General features: G+C 37.7%; 10 protein-coding genes. 4 read left to right on the forward strand and 6 right to left on the reverse strand.

The genetic code is table 11. The features are described from left to right. Positions 1 to 634 precede the first annotated feature (634 nt). The gene (gene recQ / locus IQ276_RS07765) at positions 635 to 2,800 is read left to right on the forward strand and encodes a DNA helicase RecQ (protein ID WP_193920220.1); all 2,166 of its coding nucleotides are present in this window, start codon (positions 635 to 637) and stop codon (positions 2,798 to 2,800) included. 109 nt (positions 2,801 to 2,909) lie between these two features. Here recQ and IQ276_RS07770 read toward each other — a convergent pair whose 3' ends face one another. Beyond that, a complete protein-coding gene (locus IQ276_RS07770; protein ID WP_193920218.1) occupies positions 2,910 to 3,539 on the reverse strand; it encodes a Uma2 family endonuclease in 630 nt (209 codons plus the stop codon). Between the two features lie 341 nt (positions 3,540 to 3,880). On the opposite strand from IQ276_RS07770, the gene IQ276_RS07775 reads away from it, so the two are divergent. Together IQ276_RS07775 and IQ276_RS07780 are read left to right on the forward strand one after the other, a co-directional pair. After that, positions 3,881 to 4,453, forward strand: coding sequence for a Uma2 family endonuclease (locus IQ276_RS07775; protein WP_193920216.1), 573 nt, complete (start codon positions 3,881 to 3,883; stop codon positions 4,451 to 4,453). A 12-nt stretch (positions 4,454 to 4,465) separates the two neighbouring features. After that, positions 4,466 to 5,656, forward strand: a complete 1,191-nt coding sequence (locus IQ276_RS07780) for an MFS transporter (RefSeq protein ID WP_193920213.1) — start codon at positions 4,466 to 4,468, stop codon at positions 5,654 to 5,656. A gap of 229 nt (positions 5,657 to 5,885) precedes the next feature. Here IQ276_RS07780 and IQ276_RS40130 read toward each other — a convergent pair whose 3' ends face one another. Both IQ276_RS40130 and IQ276_RS07785 read right to left on the reverse strand, forming a co-directional pair. After that, entirely contained in the window at positions 5,886 to 6,020 is a 135-nt protein-coding gene (locus tag IQ276_RS40130) for a hypothetical protein (RefSeq protein WP_255264314.1), read from the reverse strand. 55 nt (positions 6,021 to 6,075) lie between these two features. Further along, positions 6,076 to 6,930 carry an IS5 family transposase gene (locus IQ276_RS07785; protein ID WP_235115308.1) on the reverse strand — a complete coding sequence of 285 codons (855 nt, stop codon included), beginning with the start codon at positions 6,928 to 6,930 and terminating at the stop codon, positions 6,076 to 6,078. Between the two features lie 377 nt (positions 6,931 to 7,307). Here IQ276_RS07785 and IQ276_RS07790 point away from each other — a divergent pair, with 377 nt between their 5' ends. Continuing rightward, positions 7,308 to 7,937, forward strand: a complete 630-nt coding sequence (locus tag IQ276_RS07790; RefSeq protein ID WP_221707620.1) for a hypothetical protein — start codon at positions 7,308 to 7,310, stop codon at positions 7,935 to 7,937. Between the two features lie 223 nt (positions 7,938 to 8,160). On the opposite strand, the gene IQ276_RS07795 is transcribed toward IQ276_RS07790, so the two are convergent. From IQ276_RS07795 to IQ276_RS07805, 3 genes are all read right to left on the reverse strand, one after another. Beyond that, positions 8,161 to 9,678 carry a radical SAM/SPASM domain-containing protein gene (locus IQ276_RS07795; protein ID WP_193922618.1) on the reverse strand — a complete coding sequence of 506 codons (1,518 nt, stop codon included), beginning with the start codon at positions 9,676 to 9,678 and terminating at the stop codon, positions 8,161 to 8,163. Positions 9,679 to 9,688: 10 nt separating this feature from the next. Continuing rightward, positions 9,689 to 12,460 carry a tetratricopeptide repeat protein gene (locus tag IQ276_RS07800; RefSeq protein ID WP_235115514.1) on the reverse strand — a complete coding sequence of 924 codons (2,772 nt, stop codon included), beginning with the start codon at positions 12,458 to 12,460 and terminating at the stop codon, positions 9,689 to 9,691. Positions 12,461 to 12,658: 198 nt separating this feature from the next. Continuing rightward, entirely contained in the window at positions 12,659 to 14,314 is a 1,656-nt protein-coding gene (locus tag IQ276_RS07805; RefSeq protein WP_193920383.1) for a hypothetical protein, read from the reverse strand. Between the last annotated feature and the right edge of the window lie 12 nt (positions 14,315 to 14,326).

Genomic DNA, 14,326 nt, shown 5'->3' on the forward strand with positions numbered 1-14,326 from the left:
TTCATTTTCTGGGCACGCTGGTAATAAAATAACCAATTTTTAATTGCTATAACCCTTGATTTTTAAAGCTCTTTGGGGAATGAAACAGCCCTGCCTTCATCCCGCAATTATACAACGCGAATTTTGTTTTCATTAAAAAATTCTGAGGGGAGGAAGCCTCCACTCAGAACTTCAGGAAATATTATTACCGTCTAACTTTTCACGGCATATGAATCAAGAAAGTGTAAGGATTTAGGGAAAACACACTTGTTCAGCTTAAATTTTGGAATTTCACAAATTCCTTCTAGCATTGTCACATCCTTACTCTTTCTCAAATAGAGTTTTCAGACCCCGTGAAAATTCAGGTTACGGAAGAGTAACGGTATTAGATCGTGTTGTTAGAACTTTCCAAATCACTATTTCTAGTGTTGTTAGAGCTTGTAGCAACACTACAAGCTATGATGGAAAAGTTTTTGACACCATGACCTCCTACCGCGTTTTCCAATCTTAGCCTGAGTTTTTGCGATCGGCGACAATTAGTAATTGTTAAGTTACACAAATTCAACGAGAAAGCTAAGATTATTAAAAATATATCTCACTTTTTTTGACTAAACTTACTTAATCCACGCAGAACGCCTGCAAAAAAGCGATCGCCATGCTTCAGTATCCCCATCTCGAACAAGCGCTAAAATATCACTTCGGTTATGATAGATTCCGCCCCGGACAACGGCAAATTATCGAAGATGCGCTGCAAAATCGGGATTTAATGGTTGTGATGCCTACGGGTGGCGGAAAATCTTTGTGTTTTCAGTTACCAGCGTTGTTAAGAAATGGGCTAACGGTGGTGGTGTCGCCGTTAATTGCTTTGATGCAAGACCAAGTGGAAGCACTGCGAAATAATAATATTAGCGCCACATTTCTTAATAGTAGTTTGAATGGGTATCAGGTGCGATCGCGGGAAGAAGCCATCCTCAACGGTAAAGTAAAATTACTATACGTCGCCCCTGAACGTCTCCTCAGTGAAAGGTTTCTCCCGTTTCTCGATTTAGTTAAAGAAAAAATCGGTATTTCTAGCTTTGCTATTGATGAAGCACACTGCGTTTCGGAATGGGGACACGATTTTCGTCCAGAATATCGCCAATTAAAATCTCTGCGCAAACGCTATCCTGATATCCCTACAGTCGCCCTCACCGCCACAGCCACCGATCGCGTCCGTAGTGATATTATTCAACAACTAGGATTAAAGCAACCTAGCATCCATCTTGCCAGTTTTAACCGGGAAAATCTTTATTACGAAGTTCGTCCGAAAAGTAAATATGCTTACGCTGAATTGTTAGAACTAATTCGAGAAACTGAAGGTTCGACAATTATTTATTGTTTAACTCGGAAAAAAGTTGATGAACTCACTTTTAAACTGCAAAATGATAAAGTTGTTGTTTTGCCTTATCACGCCGGATTAACTGATGAAGAACGCAGCAGCAATCAAACGCGATTTATTCGAGATGATGTCCGGGTGATGGTGGCAACAATCGCCTTTGGCATGGGAATTAATAAACCCGATGTGCGGTTGGTAGTTCACTTTGATATGCCCAGAAATATAGAAAGTTATTATCAAGAATCTGGTAGGGCAGGTAGAGACGGAGAACCATCTCGGTGTACAATATTTTTCAGCTTTGGTGATGTTAAAACAATTGAATGGAGTATCGATCAAAAAACTGATCCTCAAGAACAGTTGATTGCTAAACAACAACTACGGCAGATGATCGATTACGCTGAAGGTACTGATTGTCGGCGAACGATTCAACTGGGTTATTTTGGCGAAAGGTTTCCGGGAAATTGCGGGAACTGTGACAATTGTCGTCATCCCAAACCCATGCAAGATTGGACAATTGAAGCCATGAAGTTTTTATCTTGTGTGGCGCGTTGCAAAGAAAGGTTTGGGATGCTACACATAATTGATGTGTTGCGGGGGGCAAAAAAAGACAAAATTCTCCAGTACGAACACGATAAACTTTCTACTTATGGTATTGGTAAAGATAGAACTGTAGATGAATGGCGAATGTTGGGGCGATCGCTTTTACATCAAGGACTACTAGAACAAACTAGCGATGGTTACTCAGTTTTAAAACTCAATGCCTTAAGTTGGGAAGTAATGCGAAAACAACGCACAGTTTCCCTAGCTGTAACCACAGTCCAAAAAATTACCGGGGAACAGGGAAGTGAAAAAGCAGAAGTTGCAGAAATATTATTACAGAAGTTGCGATCGCTACGTAAACAATTAGCTGATGAGCAATCTGTACCACCTTACGTCATCTTCCACGATTCCACTTTAAAATTGATGGTACAGGTACAACCCCAAACCTTAGCTGAATTTGCCAAACTTTCTGGTGTAGGTAGTCACAAACTCGCTCAATATGGCGAAAAGTTTCTTACAGAAATTCGCGCCTACCGCCAAGAAAAAGGTTTGCAAAATAAATCGGTTACTAATAATTATGCATCCTCTCCCAACTCATCTTCATCTTACACTGAATTGCAGACATTACAATTACATCAGCAAGGTTTAAATATCGCTCAAATTGCCCAAAAACGCAACCTTAGTCCAGCAACAATTAGCAATCATCTAGAAAAATTAATTGAGAAAAATCAGCCGATTGATTTAAATCAATTAGTACCTATAGAACATCAACAAAAAATTTGGCAAGTTTTAGAAGTACTCGGTGACATTTCCCTCACTCCCATTAAAGAACAACTAGGTGAAAGCTACACTTTTGATGAAATTCGCTTAGTACGGAGTAAGTGGCGGCGCGAAAATCGCAAGTGAAAATTACAGCATTTTTCAAGTAAATGAGGTACACGGGTAGGGTAGCACAGCTGTGCTACCCTACGATAAACCGTACCTCACCAATCTGCAATCTGCTGTAAATGCTTGCCTATGAAGCCAAATCAAAAATTTGTTGTGCAGTTAAGTTGAATTGGGGAAATATTGGGGAAACAATAGTCGTATTTGCTGTAAATGAAGTCATCTGATATTCTCCGTCAACCAAGTTACAAACAAAAATTGTCGGTTGCTTGGGGTTACCAATGAACTTTCTCGCTCCCAGTGCTGTATAATCGATAATCCAATATTCTTCGATGCCCATTTGTTCATAATCTCGAACTTTATCGTAGTAATCGTCACGCCAATTAGTTGAAACCACTTCGACGATTAATTTGACAGAATCAGGATTTTGAATAATCGATTCGCTTTCCCACCGGGGTTCATCCCCAAGAACTTCTTTTTTTAAAACAATGATATCTGGCTCGTAACCTGATTTTTCCCGTTTAGGTTTGACGATTGATTCTCTGGGAATAGTCCATATGCCTCCAAAGCCACTCTGTCTAATAATTATCAATAGTTGCTCAATCAGGGAACCTGTTAGATTTGAATGTTTTCCCCTTGGCTTGGGCATTTCGATAATTACTCCATCATGCAATTCGTATCGTACCTCTGAATTTTCGGGATACCAGCTGATAAATTCATCGAAGCTGTATAGTTTGGGTTCGACTTGGACTTGAGTCATATTATCGAGCTTGTGGGCGTTAAGTGCTTGTTAAGAGAAGGGCTACACATTTGAGTAATTTTTTTGATTAATTATTTATGCATCAAATGTTTTTCTAATTCTTTAACTATTCTGGCTCCTGTAGCAAGATGCTGTAAGGTATTTTGACTCCTAAATTGTTAAGATTTTCTAATTAAAATATAAGAGTGAGATTCCAAGAGTTAGCCGATGAGTCAAAAATTACTTTCTGCGAGTAAATGGCGGCGCCAAAATCGCAAGTCAAAAGTTAATTGGTCAACGGTCAACAGCTAACAGTCAACAATTACCTTAAAATACAAGAACAAGATAAAAGGAGTTAGCTGATGAGTCAGATGCTTAATACAGGAGTACGCTGGACAACTCACGATGTGCAACTCTTCGCAGAAAATGAAGGGACGCGCTACGAGATAGTTGATGGAGAATTATTTGTGACTAGGGCACCTCATTTCAAACATCAGCAAACTTGTGGGCGAATTTTTGGACAACTTGATGTTTGGTCAGAGTCTACTGGTTTAGGGGAAGCTGTAATCAACCCCGGCGTTTTGTTTTCAGAATCAGATAATGTGATTCCTGATGTAGTTTGGGTTACTAAAGAAACCTTGGCGCTAACATTGGATGAAGCGGGACATTTAACTGGCGCACCAGATTTAGTAGTCGAAGTTTTGTCTAGCAGCAACGAAGACCTAAGACGAGATAAGGAAGCAAAACTTAAACTTTATTCTACCAGAGGAGTAAAAGAATATTGGATTGCTGATTGGCGATCGCGTAAACTAGAGGTCTATCGACGCGAAGATAATCAACTTAAGTTGGTAGCAACTCTATTTAGTAATGATAATATAATTTCTCCCTTATTACCTGGTTTTAGCTGTACTGTAAACCAGTTTTTTCCTGTATAAATTTTAGGTTGAATGGAAAAACAAATCCCAAGTAATGGATTAACTAAAGTCCAAGTACTGATTATGGCGATCGCAGCTGGTGTCTGTGTAGCCAATGTTTATTATAATCAGCCAATCCTCAAAGATATTGCATCTTCTTTTGGAGTCAGTGAAAGTGAAGCCGGTAGCATATCTGTGCTTTCGCAAGTTGGTTACGGTTTTGGGCTTTTCTTTTTAATCCCCTTGGGCGATAAAATCAACAAGAAAAAATTAATTCTTTGCTTATTGGCATGTTTGTTTTGTTTGTTGATAGCAATGACGTTTGCACAAAACATCGTCGAAGTTTGGATATTGAGCATCGCAATTGGAATTACGACAGTCTCAGCCCAGGTTATTCTTCCCTTAGCAGCAAGTATAGATAGAGTAACCACAGGCCAAACTGTAGGCAATATTTTTACTGGGATATTGATTGGAGTTTTAGGAGCAAGGGTTGTTAGTGGATATATTGCTGAATTGTTGAATTGGCGTTATGTATATGGATTTTCGGCAGGAATGATTTTAATTGTTACTGTCTTATTAAATATATATTTGCCTAATGTCAAAAATGAGTTTAATGGTTATTATTGGGAATTATTAAAATCAACACTTTACCAATTAAAACGTTTTTCATTATTAAGAGAAACGTCTTTAATTAGTGCGTTATTGTTTGGTGTCTTTTGCTCATTTTGGACAACGCTGACTTTCCATTTAAGCGGAGCGCCTTTTAATTTTAGATCTGACACAATTGGGATGTATGGCTTAGTGGCGATCGCAGGTGCATTGATGGCGCCAATTTTTGGTAAACTAGCCGATGGCGGTAACTCCCAACGTTCCTTGACTGTTGCGGTATCGATGGTGATTGCAAGTTTAGTAATTGCTAAAATTGCTTCTAATTCTGCACTGGCGATCGCTGTTGCTGTATTGTTAGTAGATGTAGGTGTACAAGCAACTCAGGTCACCAACGTCGCCAGGATATACACTCTTGATCCTCAATCAAATAGTCGCATCAACACAGTCTACATGACTACCTATTTTATCGGCGGTGCTGTAGGTACTAGCATTGGTCTATTCTGCTGGAATATTGGAGGCTGGAATTTGGTAACTTGGCAAATGTTAGTTTTTACTTTGCTGGCATTTTTTATTATCGTCAGACCTAAAATAACTACAGCAACAACAAAAAAATAATAAATATAGGACTTACGCAAAAACTCTCTGAAACTCTTATTTCTTTGTGTCCTTTGCGTCCTTTGCGGTTCGTTTTTTCATGATTTTGCGTAAGTCCTAAAATAATCAAACTCTCGTTTTTGAATCAAATATCGCCTTGCACCAATAATTATATTTTATCCTCATCAAGGCGATATCTAGAAACAATCAGCCTATCTTAAGAAAAGCTGGGCATTTCCGAGTTGGAATCTTAGGAGATTTCACCAGACGGCGATGGTACAGTGTTCTCGTTTTTCGCAGACAGAATTACAGATAGTAGCTTAGGTAGGGCTAGACAAGCAACAGTACTAAGCAGCGTCATTAATAAACCATCTATCAAACTCATGATGTTATCTCCCCTGTTTGTAAAACATGTATTTAATATAGAACCCATTTGACATCTAAGAAGGTGCTGCAAGCCTCTTAATCATTAGCCTGATGAAGCAGATATTGAGTTTGGCAGTGGCACTAACCAGGGTTCGTTCAAAGTTCTTAACCAGAATTTTACAGCGCTCCATCCAAGCATTGGAGCGTTCGATCACCCATCTAGCTATTGCCGGAACAAATCCAGATTTTCCTTGTGCCGCTTTCTCTTGTTTTGAGGGTTTCGTAGAAAGTTGAAACTGAATTTTGGTCATGATCTCTGGGTAAATTCGCTCTAACTCCTGAGTCAAATATTCTGGGTGATACCCATGATCTAGCAGGATAGTAATCTTGGGAATATCGATAGGTTTTGACTTGAAGTAGTCGATGTTGAGAGTAAACATCTCAATTAATCCGGCATCATCCGAGACATTGGCGCGAGTACAGAGCGTAAAAAAGGGAAACCCAAGGGTGTCAATAGCCAAATGCCTTTTAATACCGTTGGTGGCTTTGTAGAAGCAAAAACCTTTCGACTCCACACTGGCGTTGCAGGTATTTTTCACTGCTTGGGAGTCAATGATGATCAATGTCGTCCAGTGCGGTTTTTTTTTTACCTGTTCACGCACTTGTCCATGTAAGACACTCATCAGTTCCTCAAATACCCCGGCTGCTCGCCACTGTTTGTAGTGCCAATATACAGTGGAATAAGGGGGGAGGTCTTTAGGTAAGTCTTGCCAATTGCATCCATTTTTTAGTTGATAGAGAATTCCATTGAAGATATCTCGCTTTGGCCAGTTGGTCGGTCGAGTCTGCTTCTTAGTCGGTAATATCTCTTGCAATAAGGGTTCAAAAATTTCCCATTCTGCATCAGTGAGGTTGCTGGAATACGCCATTAGTATTGGATTTTAGATGCTGAGGAGTACCTTAATTCAAAACCTCACAAGATGTCAAATGGGTTCTATAATTACTAGTTTGAAGCAAAATTAGTACAATTGCTTAAAAACAGTATTTTAGATTTCTTTTATTGGTTATAAGCTAACTAAATATATTTTGATCTAATGGTAACTATCGAGTTTTTAATATATCCTCAGATAAAACAGGTTTTGTAACTTGGTGTTTACATGTAGAGCAATATAGGTTTAACTATAAACTATATGTTAACAATAATATATAAATCTTAACAATTTAAAAATAATTCAATTTTAAACAATTAAATAGGAGTTCTATATTTAGCTAAACTTAAATCATAACTAAAACCAGAAAGTAGAACATGACTAGTAACCGGATTATCCAACCTGGACAAAGCTATACATTTAGCAAATATTTTGAACTACCTTATACAACCAAAGATATTCTTGCAGATTTTGATTGTAGCTATGAAAAGAAGATCCTGGAACTGCCTAATTATCTAGGGGAAATAACATATTTAGAATTTTTAAAGCGCTATCTTCAAAGAAATATATCCATTTTTGATTCAGTTGCAGAAATAGCTATTAGAGAAATGTTAATTTCTCCTATTCTTGTAGAAATTTGCGACCAAACGCAATCTATTCTTTATATTGAATACAGTGTTAATGTTAACGAACAGCTTAAAGGTACATTTGATTATTACCTAGTTTCCCAGAATTCACTTTTAGTTATTGAGGCTAAACAATCAGATTTAAAAAGAGGATTTAATCAATTGGCGATAGAATTATTAGCACTAGACCAGTGGGTAGATTCCCCTAATGCTATATTATATGGAGCGGTGACAAATGGATATAATTGGAAATTTGGAATACTGCAAAGACAAGAAAAACATATCATAGAAGACACTAAACTTTATCGCGTTCCAGAAGGTTTAGAAGAATTAGTCAGAGTGCTTGTCGGAATTCTGAGTAATCCTAATCTCAGTCGCTAAAAAATAGCGTTATTTCGCTGCACTGACCCATTTTAAAGTATTAAATAATATTAAATATGTTAATTTTGTACTGAAAATTGCATAAAATCACATTTGACAAAGTTTGCTGCACATAAAGTTGATATCTTATCAAAACAAAGTGTAGCTTAATTTAGGATAAGAAATACTAAGTTACTAAAATGGCAGATAATAATTCTATGTTTAATAAAAATTCAGTGCATTGTTATGGAGAATTGGTATTACTTGGGTAACTATATTTGAGAAGCCGTAAACCCTCCAATCGGACAGCTTCAGGATATAAAGTTTTGTAAATATTGCAATTTGGAGATTGAATATCATAACGCCCTGTAGCCTTAAAGGTTGCCAAAGGACAACCACCTGTACACCAATATTTCCACTCACATGTACGACAACCTTCTTTTTCCTCAACTGATAAATTCTGAATACCTACTTTATCTTGTCGCACAACAGTTAAAGGATCTTGAATATCAACTGAGGACACAGTTTTATGTAGCTGCATCTGGCATTTAGCAATTTGCCCTTTGTAATCAAATACCAGATAACTTTGCCCAACTCCACAAGTGCGTTTATGAGGAAACGATAAATTGGCGCGATCGATCAATGAACCTAGTAAACTTCGATTAGGTAATTTTAATTCGATAACTTTGAACGCTGCCAACATTCCCTCAATCAGCCGAGATTCTTCTAATTGCAAGTCTTCGTAAGAAGCAGACAGTTCATTTTCACGATAGAAATTTAAACTAAAGGGCAGATTATATTCCAATATCCATTCCAGAACATCGGGTAAACCTTCTGCGTTTCGCCCAGTAACCGTGATGGAAATATCTGGTGTCAGACCATTTTGTAAAGCAATCTTAATACCTCGTTCAACATCTTGAAACGATCCCTTGCCGCCTGCATAAGAACGTTGAATATTGTGAAAATCTGCTAATCCATCTAGTGAAATCATCAGACGCAGATTCAATGTTTGCAGCATCTCAATAATCTCAGGCATAATCAATGTTCCATTACTGAGAACAACTCCATCTAATATAATGTCTGTTTGTTTGCTAAGAGATTGAGCATACAAATGGAGATCCTTAATTAAGGGAGAGCAGAGTAATGCTTCTCCTCCTGCATATTTGAGTTTGACGCGGCGGTAACTATTTAAGGTAGCAGAGCGAAATGTAGATTCAATAGCTGCTCTACCGATATCTATTGACATATCTTTTGCTAAATGAGGAAGATAACAATAATCGCATCTTAAATTACAGCGATCGGTGATATGCAACCATGCTGTTAAAGTTTCTGGGATTTCATTTAAATTCAATGAGCAATTATTCTTGGGTGCAATTAAACGTGCTTGATATAGTTCCGCAATAGCTGTCTGTAAGTCTGTTGGATCAAGGTGAAAATCCTCGATTCCAATATCATTTAATTTATGAGGAATTGTAAATTTATCTAATAAATCTAGTGCTGATTTATTCAGAACTGCTGCTTGATGATGAGTACCATAACAAATAGAATAAGTATTATCTAAATTCATCATCTGCGAGTTGGGAACTCTCACAAACTCTGTTTCCGACATCCCCAAAGATAATCGCATATCTGAGCTTAATTCTGCTAGAGGGGATAAGTCACAGGCACAGTCCCCTCCATCACAGTCGCATTGCCCAGTCGGTACATAGCTAGAATTGAGAGAAACTAAGATTTGGGGTCGATCAATTTTTTTACTAAGCATGAGAAGATGGCTATTTTGTTGCACGGATTCTAGTCAGAAACATTTGTTGATCGCACCATTCCTTGAGAGCTTTATGATCTTGCCACTGAGATTTGAGTTGCTGGATCAAAGTTTTAGAAAGTTCTATAGGTAACCGTTCGATTTTCTTTTGGAGTAAATTTAGCTCATGTTGGATCGAATATGGACCGAAACCTCCATGTTGAAAGATTTTGGGTATTCCTTGAGCATATTTACTAAAAGCAAAATCGTAGTTAGCTTGTTGAAATGCAACATCACCTTCTATTCGTAATATACGACCAAAGTATAGGGTATGGATATTTTCATAGGATTGGAAGCGATCGCTAAGTTCCCGTGCATAATCTGAAATATGCTCGTAGGCTTTTGCGTAATAATCAAACTCTGCTTTACCTACGAGGCTATCAATGGCATATCGCATATCGTTGTATTCTAGACTAGTCTGATAAGAGCGATCGTTGAGTTTTAGAGCTTGTTCACACAAAGAGCGATCGCCTGTTTGAAACCCAAGATGCCAATAGACACTGGCAGCTTGGTGCAAAATTCCAGGTAACTCCTCTTCACGTCCGTATTTCTCTGCTAGTTTCAGGCTTTTTTCTAAAGCATCTTGAGCTTGAGAAAGCAGATTGAGATCCCACTCTACCTGTGTCACATCCCAAACGGCTTCATTTCGTATTTCAGCACTAAACCACTGATTTAAGCCTAACTGAAAATATGCCCTACACAATATTCGATTATCATTTTCCTCATTGTTGCAACGGCTTAATGCTCTCTCAAGTAATTGTTTAGCTTTAACATAGTTACCATCATCTACCCAAATACTAGCAGAGGCAATTTCGGCGTCAGCTATTTCGCGTTCACTTTCAACACTCGACCACATATCAATAGCAGCCTTAAAACACTGTTCAGCCTTGACATGATTTTTTTGTTGTCCATATAAAAATCCCAAATTATTTTGAATACTAGCCATAACTTGAGTTAAACCTTTATTAGGAGTGTCAACTTCCATAGCAGCATCCCAACCTAGTTTGTAATATTTTTCAGCTTCCTCAAAGTTGTTGAGTTGTCGATAAAGATAACCAACTTGATTAGCTACACCAGGAATAGCTGATAGTTTGTTACGTTGGACTAGCGATAAACACTTTTGCTGATATTTCAAAGCTTCGTCATAAAGATGTAACTTGGCATTCAACATTCCCAAGACATTGCAAATATCTGCTTGATGAGCAGAATTAGAAGATAGTTCCGATAGTATTACCTCTAGCTTTTTCACCTCATCTTCTGTTGCACACTTGTCTTTCAGTGCGTGAACAATCCTGGATTCAAAAATAATCATTTTCAGTTTTTGATCGGGGTTTAGCTCTGTTTCAAACTGTTTGACAATTGCCAATAATTGATTAACAAAGCTAAATTTCTTGGCTTGAGTACGTATCGTATTAGTAATTTCATACCAAGTATCAAAACCAACAATCGGATCGGCATATAAAGCATTCCATAGCCATCGGCTAGTATTAAATTCCCGCAATTGTTTCACTTCTTCAATGAGAAACTCGATGCTAGCGACTTTCTGAGAATTATCAGAGGAATGTTGAACCTCCAATATTCTTTTGTGTGGGCCTAGTTCATAATCTTTTTGCTTGAAATATTGGGCAGCAATCCGACTATCTCGTTTTCTCCATTCAAAATCCGGGTCAATATCTGTCCATACATATTTGTCAACCAAGTCTCGTACAATATCATGCAATGATATTTGAGAACCACCGACTACTGGTTTAATAAAAAAGTAGCTCTGTGCATCAATAAATAATTTTTCGGCATCTTCTTTTGATATTTCTAATAAATTCGCAATATCAGAGCTATCTAATGGGTAGATGCGTGAAAGCAACAGAGTTAGCCGGTCCATTGATGTGCGAAGCTGCGTAATATGTCGAACCATTTCAGCTTCAAATCCACCAGTTTTTTCTAACCTACCTGGAATAGTTTCTATATCTTCACTTTCTAACCAATCTGGTATGACTTCCCGATAAGCATACTCTACCCCAAATTCAATCATGATCGGGCTGCCACCAGAAAGAACTATGAGTTTTTGAGCCAAGTCTTGTCCGAGAGTAAAGTGAAGCTGCTCCTCCTTGGAAAGAATGTAAGTCCGCACATCCTCACGAGTAAATTCATTTAGTTCCAAAGAAATTAATTCTTCTTTGTTGAATGAATTTTCTAAAATTTGGCGGCCAATATTAGGGCGACCTGCTAAAATAAATACGGCATTGTTTAGTTGATGGCATAAATTGCCGACATGCTGCCAAACTTTCTCTCTGACTTCTGGTTGTCCTAACTTCTCAACAGTATCAATTAGAAATACTAGTCTCTGTTGGCTGGACTTGCGATTAATTTCATCGACTAAGAACTTTTCAAGTTGTCCGCGTTCTTGTTTATATGCGATTCGACTGATGCAATTTTCATCTTCTCGCAGTTGTCGTAACCGGAGCAACCATTGTTGATAAGTAGAATCGTATAATTGTTTGGCGATTTGAGTGTATAAATCTTCTGCATCATTAAAAACAGGGATATCGCAATCAATAATTTCACTTGTCCCAATCTGAATTTGATTGAGGCGGCATTGTAATGCACGCAGCAACCAAGTTTTGCCAATTCCACCTCTACCCTCCACCAAAATGACATGCAGCTTATTAGGCTCCTGAACAAGGGAAATTATTCGATTTAGATGTTCTTCACGACCAACAAACTCTAATTTTTCTAGTTCAGACATAATATCAAACTCCTATTTAATTTTTGAACTTATTTGTGTAGGTAGGGAGTAGGGAGTAGGGAATGGGGAATAGTGAATCAGCTTTTCCGAGTTTATGGAGTTTCTTCAAAAATCAAATACCAGTCCTATATAATTCCTATTTAATTTTTGCAAAAACTCAATCCACATATTCCCCATTCCCCACTCCCCACTCCCCAATTAATTATTTTGAATTGCTTCATCAAGCTTCTGAATTAAATCTCTGTAGGGTGTATCATTATATTCGTCATTGTGCAGATAGTAATTGACAAGAAACTGAAATTCCCAGTCATTTTCTACTTCAGATTTGAGCGTATAAAGAAATTCATGCATTTGCTCTCGGTCTGTATTGCGGAATATTTCCAGAGTTTCTTCAACGGTTTTATCAAAGAAATCTTGGCGGAGTTTTTGTCGATAAGCCAGACTATTAGCACCAAAATTAATAAATCCAGCGTGTTGTTGCAGGCTTTGAAAAAAATACTGCATAGACCAAGTACCCGCAACAGCAGAATTATTCTTTGATTTCAGTTCATGAATATATTCCCAGCAAATTTGAGCTGCTTCGCTACAAAGTTTTTGAAAGTTATCAGGCGAAGTTTCTCTCAGAAGACCAATAACTAGTAGCCGCCGTGTCATACCATCTTTGATAATGGTTTTGTCACGAGTAAAAATAGATGTCTTTGTCAGTTCAGCGTTTAACTTAAAACTATCATCACTGAAAGGTAATTGAAATCTCCGAACGGCTTCTTTTAATACCCAAGTACCATTGAGTATAGGAAATATACTCAATTTTTCAATTGATTCGTAGAGATGATTATTTTCCGTTGTCAAGGTTTCTTTAATTTGGTCTCTACACTTTTTGAGCTTTTTTTCCCATAGTTGGTTGCCATAACTGTTTAAAAACCAACTAACTGTATAAGCACCACTGCGATAAACTTTTAGTGCTTCAGCAATTCCCCCTGGGTGTCCGCCAGTTAAATACAGTAAGTGTCCTGAAAGTAGAGCAAGACTTTCGGAAGTCATCTCGATTGGCTTGAGATATTTTGTTGCTGTATCCTGAATCACTTCCCAGTTAAAAGGAGAGAGTATTAGTCTCGGAAAAGTGCGATCTAAAGGGATATCAATCAGACAGCGAGCGGCAATTACAACTCGAAGTCTCCGAGAATTATCTTTAAAGAACTGTAATTCTTTCAAGCATCTTTCAATTCTCCCTACAAATTTCTGAAAGTCATTAAAAATTTCGTTTAAACGTTGCTTTGGTGGGGCATTTCCATCTAAATCGATTAGCAGCACAATACCTTTTTTTCCCTGGGATTGACATTTAGCCCAATTTCTATGCAATAGTAAGCCTAAACGATCTCCCGAATTTAATTCATATCCTTCTGGGAGGGGAAGTTGGAGAGAATTTGCTAATCGTTTTTCTAAATCTTCAATACTTTCATAACTAGACATCGAAGCATAAGCACAACACCATTGCAATTCTTGAAACCGCCCCATAATCTGTTTGAGAAATTCTGTTTTTCCGTAACCTTCAGGAGCTGTTACCAGACGATAAGGAGGAGAATTAATTGCTGTAATCTCACTAATTGCATCATCGCGATTAGTGAATGGAATTTTATCAGACTCAAGCTCTATAGATTCTCTATTCAGTTCGTTTAATTCTGATTCAGCTTTTGCCATTTCATCGAATTTATCATCAATTTGCCTTTGCAATTTGTTCTTCTCTACATCATCAAGTGTCCGCAATATTTGCTTGCTGATAGTTTCAATATCAGTTTTTAAATTGGCTATTACCCGTTCTATATAGTTCTTGCGTAAATCTGAAGAATTGTTCATTGCATTTAAAAA

The sequence above is a fragment of the Desmonostoc muscorum LEGE 12446 genome (assembly GCF_015207005.2).
GTDB lineage: Bacteria > Cyanobacteriota > Cyanobacteriia > Cyanobacteriales > Nostocaceae > Nostoc > Nostoc muscorum.

Excerpts from the sequence above, each read along its gene's own strand:
- IQ276_RS07780 (WP_193920213.1), top strand. The coding sequence starts at position 4,466 with ATGGAAAAACAAATCCCAAGTAATGGATTAACTAAAGTCCAAGTACTG.
- IQ276_RS07785 (WP_235115308.1), bottom strand. The coding sequence starts at position 6,930 with ATGGCGTATTCCAGCAACCTCACTGATGCAGAATGGGAAATTTTTGAA.
- recQ (WP_193920220.1), top strand. The coding sequence starts at position 635 with ATGCTTCAGTATCCCCATCTCGAACAAGCGCTAAAATATCACTTCGGT.
- IQ276_RS07790 (WP_221707620.1), top strand. The coding sequence starts at position 7,308 with ATGACTAGTAACCGGATTATCCAACCTGGACAAAGCTATACATTTAGC.
- IQ276_RS07805 (WP_193920383.1), bottom strand. The coding sequence starts at position 14,314 with ATGAACAATTCTTCAGATTTACGCAAGAACTATATAGAACGGGTAATA.
- IQ276_RS40130 (WP_255264314.1), bottom strand. The coding sequence starts at position 6,020 with ATGAGTTTGATAGATGGTTTATTAATGACGCTGCTTAGTACTGTTGCT.
- IQ276_RS07800 (WP_235115514.1), bottom strand. The coding sequence starts at position 12,460 with ATGTCTGAACTAGAAAAATTAGAGTTTGTTGGTCGTGAAGAACATCTA.
- IQ276_RS07775 (WP_193920216.1), top strand. The coding sequence starts at position 3,881 with ATGAGTCAGATGCTTAATACAGGAGTACGCTGGACAACTCACGATGTG.
- IQ276_RS07795 (WP_193922618.1), bottom strand. The coding sequence starts at position 9,678 with ATGCTTAGTAAAAAAATTGATCGACCCCAAATCTTAGTTTCTCTCAAT.
- IQ276_RS07770 (WP_193920218.1), bottom strand. The coding sequence starts at position 3,539 with ATGACTCAAGTCCAAGTCGAACCCAAACTATACAGCTTCGATGAATTT.